Below are 21,839 nucleotides of genomic sequence, written 5' to 3'. Positions count from 1 at the left end.
GTTACATATCCATATGGCCTTTTCCATAAGATGGAAAGCGCCTACGCCGCATGAGATTATGATGTCTCAACTGGCTCAAAGGTCTATCATGGACGATACTGTACGCGGCACGGTCGAAATGTCGTCAGCAATGGCGATCCTGGGAACGATCGGATGGTTCGTCATCATGTCCGGCCAGCCGATCATGGATGTCGTGTTCTGGCGCTGCGCCTTCGGCGCGGTAACGTTGCTCGTCATCTGCGCTTCGCTGGGATTGTTACGCAACAGGCTGTCGCTGCGCGTCATCGGCCTCGCCGCACTCGGCGGTGCGGCCATCGTCATCAACTGGGTTCTGCTCTTCAGCGCCTTTTCCCGCGCGTCGATCTCGATCGCCACGGCTGTCTACAACACACAGCCCTTCATGCTGGTCGGCTTCGGCGCGCTTTTCTTCGCCGAGCGGCTGACCCTGACCAAGCTGACCTGGCTGGCCATCGCCTTCGCCGGCATGGTGCTGATCGTCGAGGCCGCCCCTGACGCCGGCGATGTCGGCACCAACTATTTTGCCGGCATCCTGATGGCACTGGCCGCTGCCTTCTTCTGGGCCGTCGCGGCCATCGTCACCAAGAAGCTCAAGGGCACGCCGCCGCATCTGATCGCGCTCATCCAGGTCTGCGTCGGTGTCGTCATGCTGGCGCCCTTCGCCAATCTCACGCATCTTCCCGTCGATCCATGGAGCTGGGCCATGCTGGCGACGCTGGGCGTCGTCCACACCGGCCTGATGTACATATTGATGTACGGCGCCATCCAGAAGCTGCCGACGCATCTGCAGGGATCCCTGTCCTTCATCTATCCGGTCGTTGCCATCCTGGTCGATGTCACCGCCTTCGGTCATCGCTTGCATCTCAGCCAGGTCGCAGGCGCCGCTTTGATCCTGACGGCGGCGGCTGGCATGAATCTCGGCTGGTCGCTGTGGAAGTCGAAAGTTCCGGCATAGCGTTCTCGAATGTTGGATAGCTGCAACGATACTTTCGAACGCATGGCCTCGAGGCCGGATAACATGTTGCTGATTTGCGCGCCGATCGTCGTCCGTGCGATGTGGATGCGGGCACGAAGCAACGGGGTAAAGGCGTGGCAATCGGATCTTTTCAGGGACGCCTATTGCCCCGCGAACACATCCTGTGGAGTGGTATTCCCGCGCAAGGCATATTTTTCACCAGTCGCGATATGTTTCTCATACCGTTCAGCCTGCTCTGGTGCGGTTTCGCGATCTTCTGGACTTATTCCGTGGCGGGACAAGGTGCGCCGCTTTTCTTCGACGCCTGGGGAGCAATGTTCGTCTGCATTGGGCTGTTCTTCGTCTTTGGCAGGTTTGCGATCGATGCGTGGTTCAGACGACGTATCTCTTATGCGGTCACCGACAAGCGCATTCTCATCATGCGCACCGCTCCTTTCGCCAACTTCACATCGATCGATCTGGAGCGCCGTCCCGACATTCGGCTGACCGGAGAGGGAGAAAAGCGCGGCAGTTTGCGCTTCGGCGCGGCCGCATCGTTGTTCGGAAGTTCGGGCGGCTGGTCCCAGTCTAGCTATCAAAGTTTTGCCAGCTGGTCGCCGGCTCTTGACCCGGTCCCGCAATTCCTTGGCATCGACGAGCCGGCGAAGGTTTTCGACATTGTCACGAAGGCCAGCAATGCGCTTCGTTCCGATCGCCTGAGGTAGCCTGATAGCTGACGCCTGTTCAATCCCGGCAGTTTGCTCTATGCCGCAATCCAACCATCTTCGCCCGGCATAGGCGAAACCGGGATTGAAGAACCATGAATGACGCAACGCCCCCAAATCGCTGCCGCATCGTGCTGATCGCGCCGCTTGGCGTGCCGGCCGCCCGCATCGCCACCGCATTCGAAGGCGGCGATGTCGCCTCGCTGATCCTGCCAGAGAACGGCATGGACGAAGCCTCCTTCCAGGCTTTCGCCGAACAGATCGTGCCGGCGGCGCAGGCCGCGGGCGTGGCCGTCGTCATTGCCGGCGACACCCGCATCGCGGGCCGTGTCCAGGCCGACGGTATCCATGTCGAGGTCCCCAAGGCCGAACTCGCCGAGACGATCGAGCATTTCCAGGCGAAAATGATGGTCGGCGCCGGCGGCGCCAAGACGCGTGACGATGCGCTTGAGCTTGGCGAGACGCGGCCCGACTACATCTTTTTCGGCCGCTTTGGCTACGACAACAAGCCCGAGCCGCACCCACGCAATCTGTCGCTGGGGCGCTGGTGGGCTGACATGATCCAGATCCCCTGCATCGTCATGGCCGGGTCCGATCTGGCTTCCGTGGAGGACGTGGCCGCCACCGGCGCCGAGTTCGTCGCGCTGTCGAGTGCGGTGTTCGCTGACGGCGTCGATCCGCAAGCGGCGATCGCCCGGGCCAACGCGTTGCTCGACGAAACCGCGCCGCGCTTCGAGGACTGATGTGGCTCCGGTAAGGCTTCCCCTTCAGGCCTTGCTTGCGGCGGTCATGATTCAGGCCGCCGCCGCCGAAAACATACCCTTGCCGCAGCCCAAGCCTGAAGCTGGCGTACACATCGACAAGCCGATCGAAAAGCAGCTGCCGCAGCCCGCCACCACGGCGGAGCCGGCACCGCTGCCATCGGCCGACAGCATCAATCCAGACCGCTTCGGGGCCAAGCCGGCGGACGCGGCCTACGGGGCCTTCCAGCGCGGACTCTACAAGAGTGCCTACGATCTTGCGCTGGTTCGTGCCCAGAATGGCGACCCGGCGGCGCAGACTTTGGTGGCCGAGATCCTGTCGCGCGGGCTGGGCGTGCCGTTGAACGCGGCCGAGGCGGCGAAATGGTACGCCGCCGCCGCCGAGCAAGGCGTCCCGGAATCGCAGTTCCAATATGCGCTGATGCTGCTCGACGGCCGGTACGTCAAGAAGGACACGAAGGAGGCCTATGCGCTGATGCAGGCCGCCGCCGAAGCCGGCAACCGGCTGGCGCAGTTCAATTTCGCGCAGATACTGGTCCAGCAAGATCCCGGCGACGCCGGACTGGCCAAGGCGGTCCCCTATTATGAGCGCGCCGCCGCGACCGGTCTCCCCGACGCCCAGTACGCCATGTCCCAGATCTACGCCAATGGCGTCGGCGGCAAGCCACGCGACGATGCGCAGGCAAGGCGCCTGCTGGCACAGGCCGCACGGCAGAACTATGACACCGCGCAGATCGATCTCGCCGCCTGGATGATCGAGGGCCGCGGCGGTGGCCGCGACCTGAAATCGGCTTTCGGCTGGACGAAGCAGGCTGCCGAAGGCGGCAATGTCGCCGCCCAGAACCGCCTGGCAAAACTCTACATGCAAGGCATCGGCACCGACCCCGACCTGGTGCTCGCCGGCGCCTGGTACATCGTCGCCCGCCGCGCCGGCCTCATCGACGCAGACATGGACGATTTCCTGCAAGGGCTGAGCGAGGACCAGACCAAGCAAGCCCTGCAGAAGGCGAACCGCCTGCCCTGATAATGGCCCCGGCGCCGCGGCCCTTCCCACCCGCTCCCTTGCCTCTTCCGGTGTTTTGTGGTCTTGGGAGCCCGAAATCGCTTTCCCAGCGAACATCCCATACCGACGGTCTGGCCGTTGGCAGCATTCCGGATCCCATCATCATGGCCAAGATCAATGGCAACGAAATCCGTCCCGGTTACGTCATCGAGCACGATGGCGGCCTGTGGGTGGCGGTCAGGACCAACACCGTCAAGCCCGGCAAGGGCGGTGCCTACAACCAGGTCGAGTTGAAGAACCTCATCAACGGCACCAAGCTGAACGAGCGCTTCCGCTCGGCTGAAACGGTCGAGCAGATCCGCCTCGACCTGAAGGATTTTTCCTTCCTCTATGCGCAGGAAGACGCGCTGGTGTTCATGGACACCCAGAGCTACGAGCAGCTTGAATTGAACAAGGACTTCGTCGGCGACCGCGCCGCCTTCCTGCAGGACGGCATGATGGTCACGGTCCAGCTCTATGAGGAGAGGCCGATCGGCATTTCGCTGCCCGACTATGTGACGCTGACCATCACCGAGGCCGATCCCGTGGTGAAGGGGCAGACGGCCGCGTCGTCCTACAAGCCTGCGGTGCTGGAGAACGGCATACGCGTCCTGGTCCCGCCCTTCATTGGCGCCGGCGAACGCATCATCGTCGACACCAACGAAATCACCTACGTGCGCCGCGCCGACTGACACGCAGGTACAGGAAGACACACGATGGCACGCTCAGCCCTTCTCAACGTCATGGTCCAAGCTGCAATGAAGGCCGGCCGTTCGCTGTCGCGCGACTTCGGCGAGGTCCAGAACCTGCAGGTCTCGCTGAAAGGTCCTGGCGACTATGTCAGCCAGGCCGACCGCAAGGCCGAGGACATCCTGTTTGCCGAGCTGTCGAAGGCGCGTCCCGGCTACGCCTTCCTGATGGAAGAACGCGGCGTGGTCGAAGGCGATGACAACCAGCACCGCTGGATCGTCGACCCGCTCGACGGCACCACCAATTTCCTGCATGGCATTCCGCTCTTCGCCGTCTCGATCGCGCTCGAACGCCAGGGGCAGATCGTGGCCGGTGTCATCTACAATCCGGCCATGGACGAGCTCTATACGACCGAACGCGGCGGTGGCGCCTTCATGAACGATCGCCGGCTGCGCGTCTCCGGCCGCACCAAGCTGGTCGACACGGTGATCGGCTGCGGCATGCCGCATCTGGGACGCGGCCACCACGGCAATTTCCTCGTCGAATTGCGCAACGTCATGGCCGAGGTCTCGGGCGTGCGTCGTCTCGGCTCCGCCGCGCTCGATCTCGCCTATGTCGCGGCCGGCCGCATGGACGGCTTTTGGGAAACCGGCCTGTCGGCCTGGGACATTGCCGCCGGCCTGCTCCTGATCCGCGAGGCGGGCGGTTTCGTTTCCGACATGGAAGGCGGACAGGACATGCTCGACAATGGCTCGGTGGTCGCCGGCAATGAGGTTATCCAGCGGGCGCTGCTGAAGACGGTGAAAAAGCCGCTCCCCTCTCGTTGACAGGCAAGCCGCGCTGATTGGCGCGGCGCGCTGAAGCGCCGCAGTCGCAAAACCGCAACCGAAGCTTGAAATACTGTCCGGCGGTTGCCCAGATACGGGGTGACGCAGGACTACAGATGACCAACACACCGCCACAACTCGACATTCCGTTCATCGGCCGCTGGCACTATTCCCGCGCGGAGATGATCGCCGACGGCATCGTCCACGCTGTCGGTATCGTGCTGGCGATCGCGGCTGGCTCGGCGCTGCTGGCGCTGGCGGCGTATCGGGTCGGGCCCGGCGAATACATCGCCGCCGCCTTCTACGTCGTTTCACTGCTCACCGTGCTGTCGGTGTCGATGACCTACAATCTGTGGCCGGTGACGTCGCCGGCCAAGTGGGTCTTGCGGCGCTTCGACCACGCCGCGATCTATCTGCTGATCGCCGCCACCTACACCCCTTTCCTGGCCCAGCTCGACGGCTCGCCACTGGCCAGCGGAATGATCGTGCTGGTCTGGAGCGCCGCGGCGATGGGCATCGCCATCAAGGTGTTTTTTCCCGGCCGTTTCGACCGGCTGGCTGTTGTCTTCTACCTCGCCATCGGCTGGAGTGGCATCCTCCTGGCAAAGCCGCTTGTCGAGACCCTGCCAACGACGTCGCTTGCGCTCATCATAGCCGGTGGCGTCGTCTACTCCTGCGGCGTCATCTTCTTTGCCTGGAAGGCGCTGCGCTTCCACAATGCGTTGTGGCACGGCTTCGTCGTCACCGGCGCCGGCCTGCATCTGGCCGCCATGGTCGACTGTCTGGTCATCAATCGCCTCTGACAATGACTATCAGTGTGGCAATATTGCCAAGCGCCATTCAATTTGGTCACAATTCCGTTTAGAGTCGCCAGCTACGTGATCGGCGGCATCGGAAACGGGGCACGGATGGCTTTTCTCAAATCCTTCGGCGTGGGCAGGCGTTCCGACGTACTGGTTTACGATCCACACAAACTGTCGAGCCCGCAGGTTTTCCTGCTGACCATGGTCATCTTCCTGGCCATCGTCGCGTTTATTGCCGCGATCCTGACCCGTCAGATCTCGACGGCTTTTGGCAGCAATCCAGGCCTCAATGGCCTGATCGTCGGCGTGCTTGCGGTCGGCATCCTGCTTGCCTTCGCCCAGGTCGGACGGCTGTTTCGCGAAGTGCGCTGGGTCAACTCCTTCCGGGCCGGCTCCGAGACCACCGAACCGGTGCTGCTGGCGCCGATGAAGGCGATGATCGGCCGCTCCTCGGCGACGGCCTTTTCGACCAGTTCGATGCGCACGATGCTCGATTCCATCGCCACGCGCCTAGACGAAAGCCGCGACACCTCGCGCTATCTCGTCGGCCTCCTGGTCTTCCTCGGCTTGCTCGGCACCTTCTGGGGCCTGTTGAACACGATCGGCTCGATACGCGAGACCATCGAATCGCTCGATCCCGGCACGGGTGATGCCGCGGCCGTGCTCGATTCGCTGAAGCAAGGCCTGTCGGCGCCGCTGGCCGGCATGGGTACGGCCTTCTCGTCCTCGCTGTTTGGTCTGTCCGGCTCGCTGGTGCTCGGCTTTCTCGACCTGCAGGCCGGCCGCGCCCAGACCCGCTTCTACACCGAGCTCGAGAACTGGCTGTCCTCGGTCACCGATCTCTCGTCCGACATCGTCGTCTCCGATCCGGCGAAAGCCGAATCCTCCGACGAGATCCGGGTGCTGTCCGAACGGCTGCGCAGCATGCAGGAGAATGGCGGCGGCTCCAACCCGCGCGTCGCCACCGCCATGGCCAACCTCGCCGACGGCATTTCCGGCCTGGTCAAGAACATGCGCTCCGAACAGCAGATCATGCGCGACTGGGTCGAGGCCCAGTCCGACGAGCAGAAGGCGATGCGCAACACGCTGGAAAAGATCGCCGATGCCCTGAAGAAGCCCGGGGTGCACTAGCATGGCGCTTGCCAGAGGCCGGCGCACCGATCGCCGCATCGACTATTGGCCGGGCTTCGTCGACGCGCTGTCGACGTTGCTCTTGGCCATCATGTTCCTGCTCACGGTCTTCGTGCTGGCGCAGTTCCTGCTCGGCCGCGAACTCTCCGGCAAGGACACGGCACTCACCCGTCTCAATTCACAGATCAACGAACTGACGCAGCTTCTGGCGCTGGAGCGCTCGACGGCGCAGGACAAGGACGATTCGCTAGCCAATCTGCAGGCATCGCTGTCGGCGGCGGAGGCGGAAAAAAGCCGGCTCGAACAGTTGCTGGCGCAAGGGGCCGGCGCCGGCGACGCTGCCAACCAGCGTGCCGTGGAGCTCGGCGGCGAACTCGACAGCCAGCGCCAGATCAGCCAGCAGGCACTGAGCCAGGTCGAGATCCTCAACCAGCAGATCGCAGCACTTCGCAAGCAGATCGGCGCGCTTGAGGATGCGCTCAACGTATCCGAAACCCGCGACCGCGATTCCAACACCAAGATCGCCGATCTCGGCCGCCGCCTGAACGTGGCGCTGGCGCAGCGCGTGCAGGAATTGAACCGTTATCGCTCCGACTTCTTCGGCCGCCTGCGCGAGATTCTCGCCGACCGCGAGAACATCCGCATCGTCGGTGACCGCTTCGTCTTCCAGTCGGAAGTGCTGTTCCCGACCGGCTCCGAGGTGATCAACGATGCTGGCAAGGTCGAGATGAAGAAACTCGCCGACGCCATCATCGAACTGCAGAAGGAGATCCCGCCCGAAATCAACTGGGTGCTGCGCGTCGATGGCCACACCGACAACAAGCCGCTCTCCGGCACCGGCCGCTACCGCGACAATTGGGAGCTGTCGACGGCGCGTTCGACCTCGGTGGTGAAGTTCCTGATCGAGAATGGCGTGCCGGCCAACCGGCTGGTCGCTGCCGGCTTCGGCGAGTTCCAGCCGCTCGACCCCGCCGACACCGATGAGGCGCGCAACAAGAATCGCCGTATTGAACTGAAGCTCACCGAACGGTGATTCATCATCACGGAAAAGTCACGCGAACTTGTTTGCCGGCTCAACTCTAGGGCGCAGACCGTGGCCGGCAAGGCCTGAAAAGATTATCTTTTTTTAATTACACATCGTCGCAAAGCAGTCCTAGCGTCCTGTGCAGGCCGAGAACCGCCGGCGATGAATCCCCCTCATCGCGACGCGACGGAACCGGACGGCCGACAGCTGGAAGGCAGGCGAAAGAACCGCTGCCTTTCTCTTCAGGAGGAGACGCGACGATGCGCTCTTTTACACCCTCGCTCAGAACTGCAGCACTGACCGCATTCTTCATCGCCGTTCCGCTCGCCGGCGCCTATGCCGCGGGCCATCACAAGGGCGCCCTCGATGCCGCCGCCCCGACCGACTTGACGGGTCCGCGTGTCGAAGCTCTCATTGAACAGGCTCAAGGTGTCCGCCAGGGCATCGTCGACGCACGCCAGGCCAACAACATCACCCCGGCCGTGGCGGAACACCTGGAAATGCGCACCAACCAGATCCGCCAGGCGGCCGAGAGGATTGCCGCGTCGGATCACGGCAGGATACCGGCTGCGCGGTATCATGATCTGCTGGGTCATCTCGACCGGATCGACCAGCGTTTGATGATCAACACAGGTAGCGGTTTCCTGATGGGTGACGGCTCCGACGGCGGAAGCTATCCGAACGGCTGAAGCCTCTGGAAGGTCCAAGAGGAAGGGACTTCTGGCGCCTTCGGGACCCCAATCCCGCGGGCGTCCTTTTTCCTCACCAACCCAGCCTTGCCTACCAACCAAGCCAGATCGCGATCAGGGCGACCACCGCCGGCACGGTCTGGATGAACAATATCTTGCGGCCGACCGTCGCCGCGCCGTAGAGGCCGGCAATGGCCACGCAAGCCAGGAAGAACACCTTGACCTGAAACCCGGCGGCACCAAGGGTGAGCCCCCAGATCAGGCCCGCGGCGAGAAATCCGTTGTAGAGGCCCTGATTGGCGGCGAGCACCTTCGAGGCTTTGGCGAATTCCGGCGTCAGCGCGAACGTCTTGTGGCCGTATGGCGTGTCCCACAGCACCATCTCGAGATAGACGATGTAGACATGGATCAAGGCCACCAGCCCGACCAGGATGTTGCCGATCATGTATTCCCCCTTCATGCATCGCCAAGCAATTCCAGGAAAAGCGTGAAACGGTTTCCGTCCGGAATTGCTTCAAAAACAACGAGATAGAGCGGTTCTGCGTTTCCGGGAAACGATGAACCGCTCTAACAGCATTTCATGTGTGGCATCGCCTGCGCAAGGTGGATTTGACAGGCGCTCTCTGAGGGTTGCCAACGCTTTTGCATTGGTGTCTTTTCGCGCCGTCCTCAATCACGGAAGCCGCCATGTCCTTTCAGAAACTCGACAACCTCGGCCGCAAGCTCGAAGCGCTTGAGCATGCGCTGGCCATCCTCGGCGCCGATGAAGCAACGCACATGGCCGTCGGCGGCGGCGAGAAGCGTGCCGAGGCGATGGCGGCACTGGCCGGCATGTATCACACCAGGGCGACCGCGCCCGAAATCGCCGACTGGATCGCCGCCGCCGAAGGCGAGGCGCTCGACGACGAGCAGCGGGCGGCTCTCGCCGAACTGCGCCGCCAGTACACCAACCTGACCTGCCTGCCGGTCGAATTCGTCGAACGCCAGACGACGGCGCGCATGCGTTGCGAGCAGCTGTGGCGCGACCTGCGCGCCAAGAACGATTGGGCAGGCTTTCAGCCGGCGCTCGAGGGCGTGGTGGCGCTGGTGCGCGAAGAGGCGGCCCTGCGCTCCGATGTGCTCGGCCTCGCCCCCTATGATGCGCTGATGGAGCAATACGACCCCGGCAACCGCACAGCCGATATCACCCCCGTCTTCGCCGACCTGAAGGCCTTCCTCAAGGGATTCGTGCCGGAGGCGCTGGCTATCCAGGAGGCGCGGCTGCGCAAGCACCCGCTGAAGCCGCTGTCAGGCACCTACGCGATAGACAAGCAGCGTGAACTCGGCCTTGCCATGATGGCGGCGGTCGGTTTCGACCTGACGCATGGCTCGCTGTCGGTGTCGCACCATCCCTTCTGCGGCGGCGTGCCGAGCGATGTGCGCATCACCACCCGTTACAAGACATCCGATTTCCTGTCGGCGCTGATGGGCGTGTTGCACGAGACCGGCCACGCGCTTTACGAACAGAACCTGCCGAAGGCATGGGCGCACTGGCCGCTGGGCAAGGCCCGCGGCATGGCCGTGCATGAAAGCCAGAGCCTGTTCGTCGAAAAGCAGGTCGGCCGCAATCCAGCCTTCTGGCGCTGGGCGCTGCCGGTGGTGGAAAAGCATCTTGGCGAGGCCTGGTCGCTCGACGATCTCCTGCCGCATGTGCATCGCGTCGAGCGCGGCCTGATCCGCGTCGACGCCGACGAGGTGACCTATCCCCTGCATGTCATCCTGCGCTACGAACTGGAGCAGGAGCTGGTCTCGGGCAGGCTGGAAGTGGCCGAACTCCCGGAAGCCTGGGACGCCAAGATGCGCGACTATCTCGGCCTCTCCACCATTGACAATCCGGCCGATGGGCCGATGCAGGACGTGCATTGGCCGGGCGCCGCATTCGGCTATTTCCCCTCCTACACGCTCGGCGCGATGATGGCGGCACAGCAATGGGCCGCGCTGACGCGGGAGCATCCTTTAGCCGATGACGATCTGGCGAAAGGGAATTTCGCAGCCATCAATGACTGGCGCCGCAAGAAGATATGGTCGCAGGGCTCGCGCTGGTCGACGCCGGACCTGCTCGAACGCGCCACCGGCGAAAAGCTCAACGCCGTGTATTTCGTCAATCACCTGAAGCAGCGCTACGGCGGATGAGGGCAGCCGCCGTGCCATCCCGATTTTCGTGACCGGCGACGACACCCGGCAAACAAGACGGCAATGATCCCATCATTGCCGGGCGACGGCCGATCCCCATGTCTTGCGGGATCGCCTCTACTTTTCTATTACTGGTGGTCCGCCCGTATATTGACGTGCGGATCATGAGGGCGGGTGCTTTCCAGTGACATCTTCTGCGATCACGCGGCTTTTCGTCTTGATTGCCTTTGCGATTTTCTGCGCGCCGGCCATGGCTGACAGCGAAATTCACAAGGGCAACCCCGGCGCCTGGATCGACCGGGTCGAGCTTCCCAAGGCGGACCCGCGCTTCGACAGCCAGATCAAGAGCGGCATCTCCAACCTTGTCTCGGAATATCAGATCAGGCAGCGGCCGGGCGGCATCGAGGCGTTCGACCGCTATGCCTACAAGATTGTCGACCGCACCGGGCTCGAGCGCGGCGCCGCCATAAATTTCGAATTCGACCCGGCAACGTCGCAAATCACGATGAACTGGTTGAACATCATCCGCGACGGCGTGGTCATCGACAGGCTGCCTGGGGCAACTTTCGATGTGTTCCGGCGCGAGAAGGATGCCGAGAAGGGCCTGTTCGATGGCTGGCTTACGGCTTACGTGAATGTCGACGATGTCCGTGTCGGCGACATCATCGATTATGGCCGGACCACCATCAGGACGCCGATCGTCGGCGCGGATCTGTTTTTCCACTCGGTCGCCGTGGCTTGGGGCGAACCCATCGCGCTCATTCGCGAGAAGGTGGTATGGCCGGCGAACCAGCCCTTGGAGATCCGCCAGGTCCGGACCGACATCCAGCCGGATATCAAGACCGACGGCGCGTCGAAAACCTACATCTGGCAAAGCATCAACCCTGCGCCAGTCAAGCCCGAGGAGAACCTACCGGCGGATTTTCTCTCCTATCCGACGCTCCAGATTTCCTCGACGGCGAAATGGCAGGATGTCGTCGATGCGATGTTGCCCTACTACCGGCTCGACCAGGAATTGCCGGCAGCGTTCGCATCGAAACTTGACGACATCGCCACCAGATACGCCAGCCCGGAAGACCGCATGATCGAGGCGATGCGGCTGGTCCAGGACACCATCCGTTATGTAAGCCTGTCGATGGGCCGTGGCTCCTATATTCCCCGCAGCCCGGACACCGTGATTGCCTCGGGTTTCGGCGACTGCAAGGACAAGGCCCTGCTGCTTGCCTCCAGCCTGCGCCGGCTTGGCATTCAGGCTGATCCGGCCCTGACCGATCTTGATGACGGACTGGCGCTTGGCGACATGCTGCCGACGATCCGCGCCTTCGACCACGTGATCGTCAAGGCGACGATCAAAAGCCAGGTCTACTGGATCGACGCGACCAACTACCTGCAGGGCGGCCGCGCCGAAAACCTTGTTGCGCCCGACTATGGCTTTGCCTTGCCGATCGTCGCCGGCAAAGCGCAGATGGAGAGGATGGAGCGCAAGGAACTCTTCCAGCCGACCACCTTCGTCAGCGAGGCCTTCGATTTTCCCAAACTCAAGGGCGAGGCGCTCAAGTTGACGGTCAGCACGACCTATCGGGACGCCGATGCCGACGGCATGCGCTACAGGCTGGTTTCGCAATCGGCCACCAAGCTCGCCGACGACTATCTCCAGTACTACAACCGGCAGTATCCGGGGATGACAAGCCTGGCGCCCTTGTCGACAAATGACGACCGCGACCGCAACGTCGTCACGACGGTCGAATCCTATGAACTGGCGGCCGAGGATCTCGACGCTGATGATCTCGTCAAGAACTTCCCGCTGAAGGCGGATGTCGGCATCAGCAATCTGCCGGAGCCGGACATGGTTGGCCGGACCGGGCCGATCTGGCTCGGCAGCCCGATGTTCAAGCGCCACCAGTGCATCGTCAGGAATCTGAAGGCGGCGTTTGTCGGCCCCGAGAAGTCCGACGATGTGATCACGCCCTATGTCGCCTTCAAGGCGCGCTGGTCGAGCACGCCGACAGAGTTCCAGGTCGACTGGTATCTCAAGACGATCGGCGACCGGATTCCTGCCAAGGATATCGCTTCCTATCTCAGGTCGCGCAGGAAGATGACCGACAACGCCTCTTGGAGCTACAATTTCGGCTATGCCGAAACCGAGGCGAATTAATCGCTCAGGAAATGCCTATTCCGCCGCGCCCCTGAAGGCGCTGGCGCCGGTCTCGAACTGGAGCTTGGCCAGACGCGCATAGATGCCGCCCTTGGCGACCAGGCTCTGATGCGTGCCTTCCTCGACGATACGGCCGCCATCCATGACCAGGATCCGGTCGGCCTTCAGCACCGTCGCCAGCCGGTGGGCGATGACGATGGTGGTGCGGCCTTGCATCAGCCGTTCCAGCGCGACCTGCACCAGCGTCTCGCTTTCGGCATCAAGCGCCGACGTCGCCTCGTCGAGCAGCAGGATCGGCGCGTCGCGTAGGATGGCGCGGGCGATCGCCACCCGCTGGCGCTGGCCGCCGGACAGCGTCACGCCGCGCTCGCCAACCTGGCTGTCATAGCCTTTCTCGAGCCTGAGGATGAATTCATCGGCCAGCGCGTCCTTTGCCGCCGCCTCGATCTCGGCCTCGCTCGCGCCGGGCCGGCCAAAACCGATATTGTCGCGTGCACTGGCCGCGAAAATGGTGACATCTTGCGGGACGATGGCGATGCGCTCGCGCACCGAAACGGGATCGGCTTCGCGCACATCGACGCCATCGATCAGGATCTTGCCGGCCTCGGGATCGTAGAAGCGCAGGATCAGGGAGAAGACGGTGCTCTTGCCCGCTCCCGAAGGACCGACAATTGCAACCGTCTCGCCGGGCATGACCTGAAAGCTCAGGCCGTGGACGGCGGCACGGTCGGGTCTCGCTGGATAGGAGAAGGAGACATCGTCGAAGACAATCGCGCCCTTGGCGACCGCCGGCAGCGGCTTTGGATCGGCCGGCGCCTGGATCGCCGGCTTCTCGGCCAGGATCTCGGTCAGCCGCTCGGCCGCACCCGCCGCCTGGGCGAGTTCGCCCCAGACTTCCGACAGCGCGCCGAGCGCACCGGCGGCGAACACGGAGTAAAGCAGGAACTGGCCGAGCGTGCCGGGCGATATCGCGCCTTCCAGCACATCGCGCGAGCCGAACCACAGCACCGCGACGACCGACGAGAAGATGGTGAAAATGGCAAAGAAGGTCAGGAAGGAGCGTGCGAAGATTGAGGCGCGCGCCGCCTCGAAGGCAGCCTCGACCGCGCCCGAAAAATGGCTGGTGACCAGCTTCTCGTTGGTGAAGGCCTGCAGCGTGCGCACCGCGCCGATCTGCTCGCTGGCATAGGCCGTCGCATCGGCAAGCGTGTCCTGTGCCTGCCTTGACTTGCGCCGCACCGAACGGCCGAAGGCGACCAGCGGCAGCACGATGATTGGAATCGCCGCGATGACCAGGCTGGACAGTTTCGGGCTGGTGACGACCATCATTCCCAAGGCGCCGAGGCCGAGGATGACGTTGCGCAGGGCGACCGAGGCCGTGGCGCCCACAGCCGACTTGACCTGGGTGGTGTCGGCGGCGAGCCGCGACACGATCTCGCCCGACTGGGCGGTGTCGAAGAAGGCAGGCGACAGCGTCGTCACATGAGCAAAGACATCGCGCCTGATATCGGCGACGACGCGCTCGCCAAGCGTGATGACGAAATAGTAGCGGCCGGCCGATGCCGCCGCGAGCACAGCCGCCATCGCCACCAGCGCGGCAAAGTATTCGGCGATGAAGGTGGTGCTGGCTGACGAGAAACCATGGTCGATCATGCGCCGCACGGCCAGCGGCAGCGCCAATGTCGTTGCCGCCGCGATGACCAGCGAGATAAGGGCGCCGACGACCAGCGTGCGATATCTGGTGATATAGGGGAACAGGCGGCGGAGCGGCTTGAGCGAGCGTCGGCGCTCGTCTGCGCTGCTTGATTGCGCCATCTTGGTGTGTCCTCTAGCCGCTTCAGCTTCATGCGCCTCAATATGCGCTTGCCGCGGCCTTGTGATTCAATTCCGCCTGATGTATAGGCTCGCCGACCGTTTTAGAAGCCGTGGCTCCTCAATAGCTGCGGCTTCGAGTTTTAAAAAGAGGCGCATCGACGCAGGCTTATGCCCGTCAGCCGCGCCGGCAAGCCAGGAACCGAGCCATGAAGAGCGCTATCCATCCCGACTACCACACCATCAAGGTCGTCATGACCGACGGCACCGAATACACGACCCGTTCGACCTGGGGCAAGGAAGGCGATACGATGAACCTCGATATCGACCCGAGCACCCACCCGGCCTGGACCGGCGGCCACCAGACCCTGCTCGACCGCGGCGGCCGTCTGTCGAAGTTCAAGAAGCGCTTCGAAGGTTTCGGCCTCTAAGCCAAACAAGTCTTGCAGATCCAAAAACCCGCCCTTGTGGCGGGTTTTTTGTTGCAACCGATGCAGACCGCCTCGGGCCAGCACCTGGCCCTACCTCCCCCTTGTGGGGAGGGTGAGAGCATCCTATTCAGCCAGCAATTCCCGTAGCGCCATGCGTTTGTAGGCGGCGACCAACCTGTCGCCCTCCTGCCGTTCGACCGAGATCGCCAGCCGCATCGCGGCCTCGCCCATTTGCCAGACGAGAAACGCCGTGGTCTCCAGGGAGACGGGATCGGCGCCGGGACGCAATCGCTTCAGCACCGCGACGAGGAATTCGGCATTGGCGCGGCTGTCGGCGAGTTCGAGCTGGCGCAGCGCCTTGTCGGCCTGCGTGCCCGACCAGATGTCGCGCATCACCGGCTCGGCGAGGAACAGCCGATAATAGATATCGACCAACTCCGAGAAAGCCCGTCGCAGGCCTTCGGCGTCGCTGACATCCTTGAGCTCGGCCGAGATGCAGGCCTGGCTTTCAACGGTATAGCGCTCGGCCAGCGCCCAGATGATCGCCCGCTTGTCGGGAAAGAACTGGTAGAGCGAGCCGATCGACACCCCTGCCCGTTCCGCGACTTCTCCCATGCGCATGGCGTCGCTGCCTTGCTCGGCGATCAGCGCCGAGGCGGCGGCCAGCATGCGCTCGACCCGCTCGCGGCTGCGCTGCTGGCTTGGCGCCCGGCGCGGCGAAGCGATCTGCTCCTGCGAGGAAACGGTGGCTTCGGTGTCGTCCATCTCTAGCTCCAACTCAACAAAATCGCCAGGAGCGGCTTGACTCGCAAAATACGAGGGTTTATCACGTTTTGCAAATGTGAGGATTTCTCATGTTTTAGACAAGGACACTCAGAGATGACTGACACGACAACCAAACCAATCCTGATCCTCGGCGGCACCGGCAAGACCGGCCGCCGTCTCGCCGAGCGGCTGACGGCGCGCGGTATTCCGGTACGGATCGGTTCCCGTTCCGCCGCGCCTCGCTTCGACTGGGAAGCTCCCGCAAGCTGGGCTCCCGCACTGGACGACGTCAGCGCCGTCTACATCAGCTACTATCCCGACATCGCCGTGCCGGGCGCCGCCGAAGTGATCAGTGCCTTCGCCCGCCTTGCCGTGCGGCATGGCGTTCGCCGGCTGGTGCTTTTGTCGGGCCGTGGCGAGCACGAGGCGCAGCGCGCCGAAGAGATGCTGAAGGCTTCCGGGGCCGACTGGACGATCCTGCGCTGCGCATGGTTCTCGCAGAATTTCAGCGAAGGCTTTCTCGTTGAGCCGCTGCTGGCGGGCGAGATGGCACTGCCGGTCGGACCTGTCGGCGAACCCTTTGTCGATGTCGACGACGTCGCCGACGCCGCCGAAGCGGTGCTGACCCAGCCCGGTCATGTCGGCCAGCTCTATGAGCTCACGGGACCGCGGCTGTTGAGCTTCACTGATGCGGTCGCCGAAATTGCCAGGGCGGCAGAACGCGACATCCGATTTGTCAGAATCTCGCATGACGAGTTCACGACCTCTGTCGCGTCGCATGAACTGCCACCCGAAATCGTCTGGCTGCTCGATGAGCTGTTCACCCAGGTGCTCGACGGCCGCAACGAGTCGCTCACCGACGGCGTCCAGCGTGTGCTTGGCCGCGCGCCGAAAGACTTTTCAGCCTACGCAAGCGAAACCGCCGCAACCGGCATCTGGAGTAACTGAGATGATCAGGCTTCTTCCCACCCTCACCATCATCGCCGCAATCGGCTCAGGCGTCGTCGGCGGCGTGTTCTTCGCCTTTTCCAACTTCGTCATGGCCGCACTTGCCCGACTGCCTGTCCCGCAAGGCATCGCCGCCATGAATTCGATCAATATCACTGTCATCACGCCGACCTTCATGACGGCACTCTTCGGCACCGGGCTGGTCTGCCTCGTGCTCATCGCCGGCGCGATCATCGGCTGGAGCCAGCCGGGTTCGTTCTGGCTTCTCGCCGGAGCCCTGATCTATCTCGTCGGCAACCCGATCGTGACCATGGTCTTCAACGTGCCGCTCAACGATGCGCTCGCCGCCGTCGACCCAGCCAGCGCCAATGGCGCCGCCGTGTGGACCAGCTTTCTCAGGGACTGGGTGATGTGGAACCACGTCCGCACCGTCACCGCCGTCGTGGCAATGGGTTGCTTCATCATGGCGATTACGGTGAGGTAGCTCCAACGGACCCGCCAGAAGCAGGCATTTTCGGGTCCGACCGTGGCTTGCCTGGAAGGATGATCAACGTGACCTACTTCGAGATAGAGGCGGTATCCACCCTGACGCCATGGCTGGCACGTTCGATCATCGACTTGATCCCACAGCTGTCGTCATCCGCAACGGAACCACGCAACGAAGACCTGGAGCTTGTCATCAAATCGCCCGCGACAACGCTGCTCATCGCAAGGACGGGACAAACGCTTCAAGGGATGCTGACGCTCGCCGTGTTCCGTGTGCCAACCGGGGTGCGTTCCATCATCGAGGATGTGATCGTCGATGATCGCCACAGGGGCCATGGCATCGCGTCGGCCCTGGTTCGTGAAGCGCTGGCTCGGGCAAAGGCCACCGGTGCCAGGACCGTCGACCTCACCTCGCGCCCGTCAAGAGAGGCCGCAAACCGTCTGTACCTGAAACTGGGATTCGAGAAACGGCAAACCAATGTCTACCGCTTCGCCTTCGACCCAGCCTGATCAGGCCGGGTCTTTTGATTTATGGTCCTTGCGATCGGAATGGCCGAGGTCGCGATCCGGATCGATGACATCACGGACCAGCTGCTTGAGTTTCGCCGCGTCGGGAAAACCACCATCGCGCTTGCGGTCCCAGACAAGAACCTCGTTGCAGGAGACAGTGAAGATGCCGCCGGTGCCCGGCACCAGCGTCACTTCGCCGAGATCGGTACCGAAGGTCGACAAAAGCTCCTGCGCCATCCAACCGGCTCGCAGTAGCCACTGGCACTGCGTACAATAGGTGATGCGGATGATGGGCTTCTCGCCCAGGTCGGACCGGACCGCGCTCATCTTGGACGGGCTCCGGTCACGCCGCGCTGAGCTTGGCCAAGGTCTCTTCGTCGACTTCGAAGTTGGCGTAGACGCTTTGCACGTCATCGTCATCCTCAAGCGTGGCGACCAGCTTCATCAGCGACTGAGCCCTTTCCTCGTCGACCGGGACATTGTTCTGCGGCCGCCAGATCAGCTTCACCGATTCCGCCTCGCCGAGCGCGCTTTCCAGTGCTTTCGACACCTCGCCAAGAGCCTCGAAGGCGCAATAGATCGTGTGGCCTTCCTCGTCGGTTTCCACGTCGTCGGCGCCGGCTTCGATTGCCGCGTCCATAACCTTGTCGGCGCTGCCGGCCGATGCCGGATAATAGATCTCGCCAACACGGTCCCACATGAAGGAGACCGAGCCGGTTTCGCCCATCGCGCCGCCAGCCTTGGTGAAGGCCGCGCGCACATTCGACGCCGAGCGGTTGCGATTGTCGGTCAAGGCCTCGACGATGACGGCGACGCCGCCTGGGCCATAGCCCTCGTAGCGCACGGCTTCGTAGTTTTCGGCATCGCCCATCGAGGCCTTGTTGACGGCCCGCTGGATGTTGTCCTTCGGCATCGACACCGCCTTGGCGTTCTGGATCGCCAGGCGCAGGCGCGGATTCATCGATGGATCGGGCGTTCCGCTCTTGGCTGCGACGGTGATTTCGCGCGCCAGCTTGGAAAACATTTTCGACCGCACCGCGTCCTGGCGGCCCTTGCGGTGCATGATGTTCTTGAACTGTGAATGGCCAGCCATGGCACCCCTGTCGTCTTCTCGGCTAGAGCATGCTGCAACGAGATGACTCATCTCGCCCTGCCAATGCTCGAATTCAAAATTTCAGAGCGCCCTGGGTGCAACTCACGGAAGCACGGCGTTCTCTGTCGGAATGGCCGGCTTATAGATAAATCGGCTCAATTCGTCCAGCCGCGCCGTGCTGGGGCGCGGGTGGTCATGATGATCCGCTGCCGATCGCTTAGTGCCCGTCGCTGGGCTTCGCCTTCTTGCGCCCCCGCGCCAGCATGTTGAGGCCTTCGACGAGGGCCGAAAAACCCATCGCCGCGTAGATGTAGCCTTTGGGCACGTGGTAGCCCATGCCGTCGGCGATCAGCGTCATGCCTATCATCAGCAGGAAGCCCAGCGCCAGCATGACGATGCTCGGGTTCTTGGCGATGAAGTTCGCCAGCGGCCCTGCCGCCAGCATCATCACGCTAACGGCCACGATCACGGCGATGTACATGATGGCGATTTCGTCGGTCATGCCGACGGCGGTGATGATGGAATCGATCGAGAAGACGAGGTCGAGCAGCAGGATCTGGAAGATCGCGCCGGCAAGGCTGATCTGCAGGGTCCCGCCCAGCATCGTGTCCTGATGATCGTCGGGATCGACGGTGTGATGGATTTCCTTGGTCGCCTTCCAGACCAGGAACAGGCCGCCGGCGATCAGGATCAGGTCGCGCCAGGAGAAGCCATGGCCGAAGGCGGTAAACACCGGCGTCGTAAGTTGGACGATGATCGAGATGGTGGCGAGCAGCACCAGCCGCATGATCAGCGCCGCCGAAATGCCGAGCCGGCGGGCGCGGGCCCGTTGCGCTTCCGGCAGCTTGTTGGTCAGGATCGAAATGAAGATCAGATTGTCGATGCCGAGCACGATCTCGAGCACCACCAGCGTCAACAACGCGACCCAGGCGGTTGGGTCGGAAACAAAATGAAAATGCGGCGCCAGGAATTCTATAACCTGCATGGAGGTCGTCCCCTACGATCTAGAGCAGTGTCGCCGGCAGTTAGGTACTACAAACCTCTATATCAATGTCATGACCAGAAAGATGGAGCGGTTTCTTCAAGCCGCGGTCCGCGACGAAACGGCGCGATCTTCTCAGTTAGCCCCGTTCGGTCGGAAATAGTGACGCCGACGCCACATAATGTTGCAGGTCCGGTCGCCGCCTCGAAACGGCCCTTCGGCACTTTCGACAGGAACCGGTTGAGCGGTTCCTCCTTGTCCATGCCGAGCGAGGAATCATAATCGCCGCACATGCCGGCGTCGGAGAGATAGCCGGTGCCGCCATTGAGGATCTGGTGGTCGGCGGTCGGCTGGTGGGTGTGGGTGCCGACGACGAGGCTGGCGCGGCCGTCGACGAAATGCGCGAAGCACATCTTTTCGGACGTCGCCTCGGCATGGAAGTCGATCACCACAGCATCCGCCTGTTCGCCGAGCGGACAGGCGGCGAGTTCACGCTCGCCGGCCTGGAAGGGATCGTCGAGCTCGGGATGCATGAACACCCGGCCCATGATGTTGGCGACCAGCACCCGCGCACCGCCCCTGGAAATGTACACACCGGAGCCGCGCCCCGGCGTGCCCTTGGGAAAATTCGAAGGGCGCAGGAAACGCTCCTCGCGCGGCGCGAAAGCCAGCGCATCGCGCTGGTCCCAGACATGGTTGCCGGTGGTGACGACATCGGCACCGGCAGCGATCGTCTCGCGAAATATCTCTTCGGTGATGCCGAAGCCGCCGGCGGCGTTCTCGCCGTTGACGATGACGAAGTCGAGCTTGAAGTCGGAGATCAGGCCGGGAAGCTGTTCCCAGACCGCCGTGCGGCCTGTCTTTCCAACCATGTCACCGAGGAAGAGAAGTCTCATATGATCCCGCACCTGATGTCAGCGAAGCAAAAAGCTGCATGACGTCTGCGAAAAGATCATGCGTCCATTGTACTTATCTACAATTTTGGCGCAAAGCGGCGCAACCCGCTCTCGGTCAGTATTTCTGGAATGACCACGTCGTGCGGTTCGTCCGGAACCTGCGAAACCTCCTGGCAGTTGAAGGCGATGCCGATCAGGCGGGGGGCATGTCCCTTGTCGACAAGCCTGGCGATGGCGCGGTCGTAATAGCCGGCGCCATAGCCGATGCGATGGCCGCGCGCATCGAAGGCAGCGAGCGGCACCAGCATCACCGAGGGATCAAGCGCCTCCGCCTCCGCATGGGGCCCGACCGTGCCAAAACCCATGTCCACCATCGGCGCGCCGCGCACCAGTTCGCGAAAGACGATCGTGGTCTTGTCGAGAATGGCGGGCAGGCAAAGCCTCGCCCCCTTCTCACGCAAGGCAAACATCAATGGCCTGACGTCGACTTCCGAACGCATCGGCCAGAAGCCGGACACGATCTGGCCGGGCTCGACAGCGAGATGATCGCGCGCCGTCTCGGCCATTTCGAGCGCTGCCTCCACCCGCCAGAATTCATCGAGCGCATCCCGGCGCCCGAGGGCCTCGAGGCGAAGCTGCTTTTTCAGGTCTTTTGAGGATGTCATGCGCGGACGATAGAAAAGGCCGGATCTGGATGGCATTTCAGGAGCGACGGTTTCTACCGCATCATCCACCGGAATGCCTGGCGACGGGCAATAAGTGACGATCCACACAACCGGTGGAGAGAGCGATCCCGGGAACCTACAAAGTAGGTGGGCGCCGTGTGAGAAAACCCACGGGTCTTCCCAGGGACAGCTCCCTAAGGATCGTTAAGGCCCCGGGGAAAATGTTCTCCTGCCGGGAAGCACAGACCGTCCTCCCCAA

The 21,839-nt window shown here is 62.8% G+C and carries 24 protein-coding genes and 1 other RNA gene; 16 read left to right on the top strand and 9 right to left on the bottom strand.

Going from position 1 to position 21,839, the window contains the following annotated elements:
- Positions 1-88 precede the first annotated feature (88 nt).
- From ACZYHG_RS09440 to ACZYHG_RS09395, 10 genes are all read left to right on the top strand, one after another.
- Positions 89-973, top strand: a complete 885-nt coding sequence (locus tag ACZYHG_RS09440) for a DMT family transporter (RefSeq protein WP_464613558.1) — start codon at positions 89-91, stop codon at positions 971-973.
- Positions 974-1,047: 74 nt separating this feature from the next.
- Complete coding sequence (locus tag ACZYHG_RS09435) at positions 1,048-1,698, top strand: PH domain-containing protein (protein ID WP_464613557.1); 651 nt, start codon at positions 1,048-1,050, stop codon at positions 1,696-1,698.
- Between the two features lie 95 nt (positions 1,699-1,793).
- Positions 1,794-2,441: a thiamine phosphate synthase gene (locus tag ACZYHG_RS09430; protein WP_464613556.1), complete on the top strand. Its 648-nt coding sequence runs from the start codon at positions 1,794-1,796 to the stop codon at positions 2,439-2,441.
- Between the two features lie 46 nt (positions 2,442-2,487).
- Complete coding sequence (locus ACZYHG_RS09425) at positions 2,488-3,483, top strand: tetratricopeptide repeat protein (RefSeq protein WP_464613555.1); 996 nt, start codon at positions 2,488-2,490, stop codon at positions 3,481-3,483.
- Between the two features lie 143 nt (positions 3,484-3,626).
- On the top strand, positions 3,627-4,193 hold the full coding sequence (gene efp, locus ACZYHG_RS09420; RefSeq protein ID WP_027031631.1) for an elongation factor P: 567 nt from the start codon (positions 3,627-3,629) through the stop codon (positions 4,191-4,193).
- A 24-nt stretch (positions 4,194-4,217) separates the two neighbouring features.
- Positions 4,218-5,018 carry an inositol monophosphatase family protein gene (locus ACZYHG_RS09415; protein ID WP_027060338.1) on the top strand — a complete coding sequence of 267 codons (801 nt, stop codon included), beginning with the start codon at positions 4,218-4,220 and terminating at the stop codon, positions 5,016-5,018.
- A 116-nt stretch (positions 5,019-5,134) separates the two neighbouring features.
- A complete protein-coding gene (trhA, locus tag ACZYHG_RS09410; protein ID WP_464613554.1) occupies positions 5,135-5,821 on the top strand; it encodes a PAQR family membrane homeostasis protein TrhA in 687 nt (228 codons plus the stop codon).
- A gap of 105 nt (positions 5,822-5,926) precedes the next feature.
- Positions 5,927-6,952 (top strand): MotA/TolQ/ExbB proton channel family protein, encoded by a 1,026-nt coding sequence (locus ACZYHG_RS09405; protein ID WP_027031634.1) that lies wholly within the window; start codon positions 5,927-5,929, stop codon positions 6,950-6,952.
- A gap of 1 nt (position 6,953) precedes the next feature.
- Complete coding sequence (locus ACZYHG_RS09400) at positions 6,954-7,985, top strand: peptidoglycan -binding protein (RefSeq protein WP_464613553.1); 1,032 nt, start codon at positions 6,954-6,956, stop codon at positions 7,983-7,985.
- Positions 7,986-8,236: 251 nt separating this feature from the next.
- Positions 8,237-8,665, top strand: a complete 429-nt coding sequence (locus tag ACZYHG_RS09395; RefSeq protein ID WP_464613552.1) for a hypothetical protein — start codon at positions 8,237-8,239, stop codon at positions 8,663-8,665.
- A gap of 91 nt (positions 8,666-8,756) precedes the next feature.
- Here ACZYHG_RS09395 and ACZYHG_RS09390 read toward each other — a convergent pair whose 3' ends face one another.
- The gene (locus ACZYHG_RS09390; protein WP_464613551.1) at positions 8,757-9,110 is read right to left on the bottom strand and encodes a DUF1304 domain-containing protein; all 354 of its coding nucleotides are present in this window, start codon (positions 9,108-9,110) and stop codon (positions 8,757-8,759) included.
- Between the two features lie 242 nt (positions 9,111-9,352).
- Here ACZYHG_RS09390 and ACZYHG_RS09385 point away from each other — a divergent pair, with 242 nt between their 5' ends.
- Positions 9,353-10,837: a carboxypeptidase M32 gene (locus ACZYHG_RS09385; protein WP_464613550.1), complete on the top strand. Its 1,485-nt coding sequence runs from the start codon at positions 9,353-9,355 to the stop codon at positions 10,835-10,837.
- Positions 10,838-11,087: 250 nt separating this feature from the next.
- Entirely contained in the window at positions 11,088-12,992 is a 1,905-nt protein-coding gene (locus ACZYHG_RS09380) for a DUF3857 domain-containing protein (protein ID WP_464613549.1), read from the top strand.
- A gap of 15 nt (positions 12,993-13,007) precedes the next feature.
- Here the strand turns inward: ACZYHG_RS09380 and ACZYHG_RS09375 are convergent, their stop codons facing one another.
- Positions 13,008-14,807, bottom strand: coding sequence for an ABC transporter transmembrane domain-containing protein (locus ACZYHG_RS09375; protein WP_464613548.1), 1,800 nt, complete (start codon positions 14,805-14,807; stop codon positions 13,008-13,010).
- Positions 14,808-15,013: 206 nt separating this feature from the next.
- Between ACZYHG_RS09375 and rpmE the strand changes: the two genes are divergently transcribed.
- On the top strand, positions 15,014-15,235 hold the full coding sequence (rpmE, locus tag ACZYHG_RS09370; RefSeq protein ID WP_027031640.1) for a 50S ribosomal protein L31: 222 nt from the start codon (positions 15,014-15,016) through the stop codon (positions 15,233-15,235).
- A gap of 123 nt (positions 15,236-15,358) precedes the next feature.
- Here the strand turns inward: rpmE and ACZYHG_RS09365 are convergent, their stop codons facing one another.
- A complete protein-coding gene (locus ACZYHG_RS09365; protein WP_464613547.1) occupies positions 15,359-16,000 on the bottom strand; it encodes a TetR/AcrR family transcriptional regulator in 642 nt (213 codons plus the stop codon).
- Positions 16,001-16,114: 114 nt separating this feature from the next.
- Here ACZYHG_RS09365 and ACZYHG_RS09360 point away from each other — a divergent pair, with 114 nt between their 5' ends.
- From ACZYHG_RS09360 to ACZYHG_RS09350, 3 genes are all read left to right on the top strand, one after another.
- On the top strand, positions 16,115-16,948 hold the full coding sequence (locus ACZYHG_RS09360; RefSeq protein ID WP_464613546.1) for an NAD(P)H-binding protein: 834 nt from the start codon (positions 16,115-16,117) through the stop codon (positions 16,946-16,948).
- Position 16,949: 1 nt separating this feature from the next.
- Positions 16,950-17,432, top strand: a complete 483-nt coding sequence (locus ACZYHG_RS09355) for an anthrone oxygenase family protein (RefSeq protein ID WP_464613545.1) — start codon at positions 16,950-16,952, stop codon at positions 17,430-17,432.
- A 68-nt stretch (positions 17,433-17,500) separates the two neighbouring features.
- Positions 17,501-17,944 (top strand): GNAT family N-acetyltransferase, encoded by a 444-nt coding sequence (locus ACZYHG_RS09350; protein WP_464613544.1) that lies wholly within the window; start codon positions 17,501-17,503, stop codon positions 17,942-17,944.
- Here the strand turns inward: ACZYHG_RS09350 and ACZYHG_RS09345 are convergent, their stop codons facing one another.
- From ACZYHG_RS09345 to ssrS, 6 genes are all read right to left on the bottom strand, one after another.
- Complete coding sequence (locus tag ACZYHG_RS09345) at positions 17,945-18,271, bottom strand: Rdx family protein (protein WP_464613543.1); 327 nt, start codon at positions 18,269-18,271, stop codon at positions 17,945-17,947.
- Positions 18,272-18,287: 16 nt separating this feature from the next.
- A complete protein-coding gene (locus ACZYHG_RS09340) occupies positions 18,288-19,037 on the bottom strand; it encodes a YebC/PmpR family DNA-binding transcriptional regulator (protein ID WP_464613542.1) in 750 nt (249 codons plus the stop codon).
- A 217-nt stretch (positions 19,038-19,254) separates the two neighbouring features.
- Complete coding sequence (locus ACZYHG_RS09335; RefSeq protein WP_464613541.1) at positions 19,255-20,022, bottom strand: TerC family protein; 768 nt, start codon at positions 20,020-20,022, stop codon at positions 19,255-19,257.
- Positions 20,023-20,090: 68 nt separating this feature from the next.
- Positions 20,091-20,915, bottom strand: coding sequence for a TIGR00282 family metallophosphoesterase (locus tag ACZYHG_RS09330; protein ID WP_027060352.1), 825 nt, complete (start codon positions 20,913-20,915; stop codon positions 20,091-20,093).
- 77 nt (positions 20,916-20,992) lie between these two features.
- Complete coding sequence (locus tag ACZYHG_RS09325; RefSeq protein ID WP_464613540.1) at positions 20,993-21,580, bottom strand: 5-formyltetrahydrofolate cyclo-ligase; 588 nt, start codon at positions 21,578-21,580, stop codon at positions 20,993-20,995.
- A gap of 95 nt (positions 21,581-21,675) precedes the next feature.
- A non-coding RNA gene (gene ssrS, locus ACZYHG_RS09320) (6S RNA) lies at positions 21,676-21,831 on the bottom strand.
- Between the last annotated feature and the right edge of the window lie 8 nt (positions 21,832-21,839).

This window comes from Mesorhizobium subarcticum (assembly GCF_055456085.1).
This window is presented reverse-complemented; position numbering and strand designations above follow the sequence as displayed.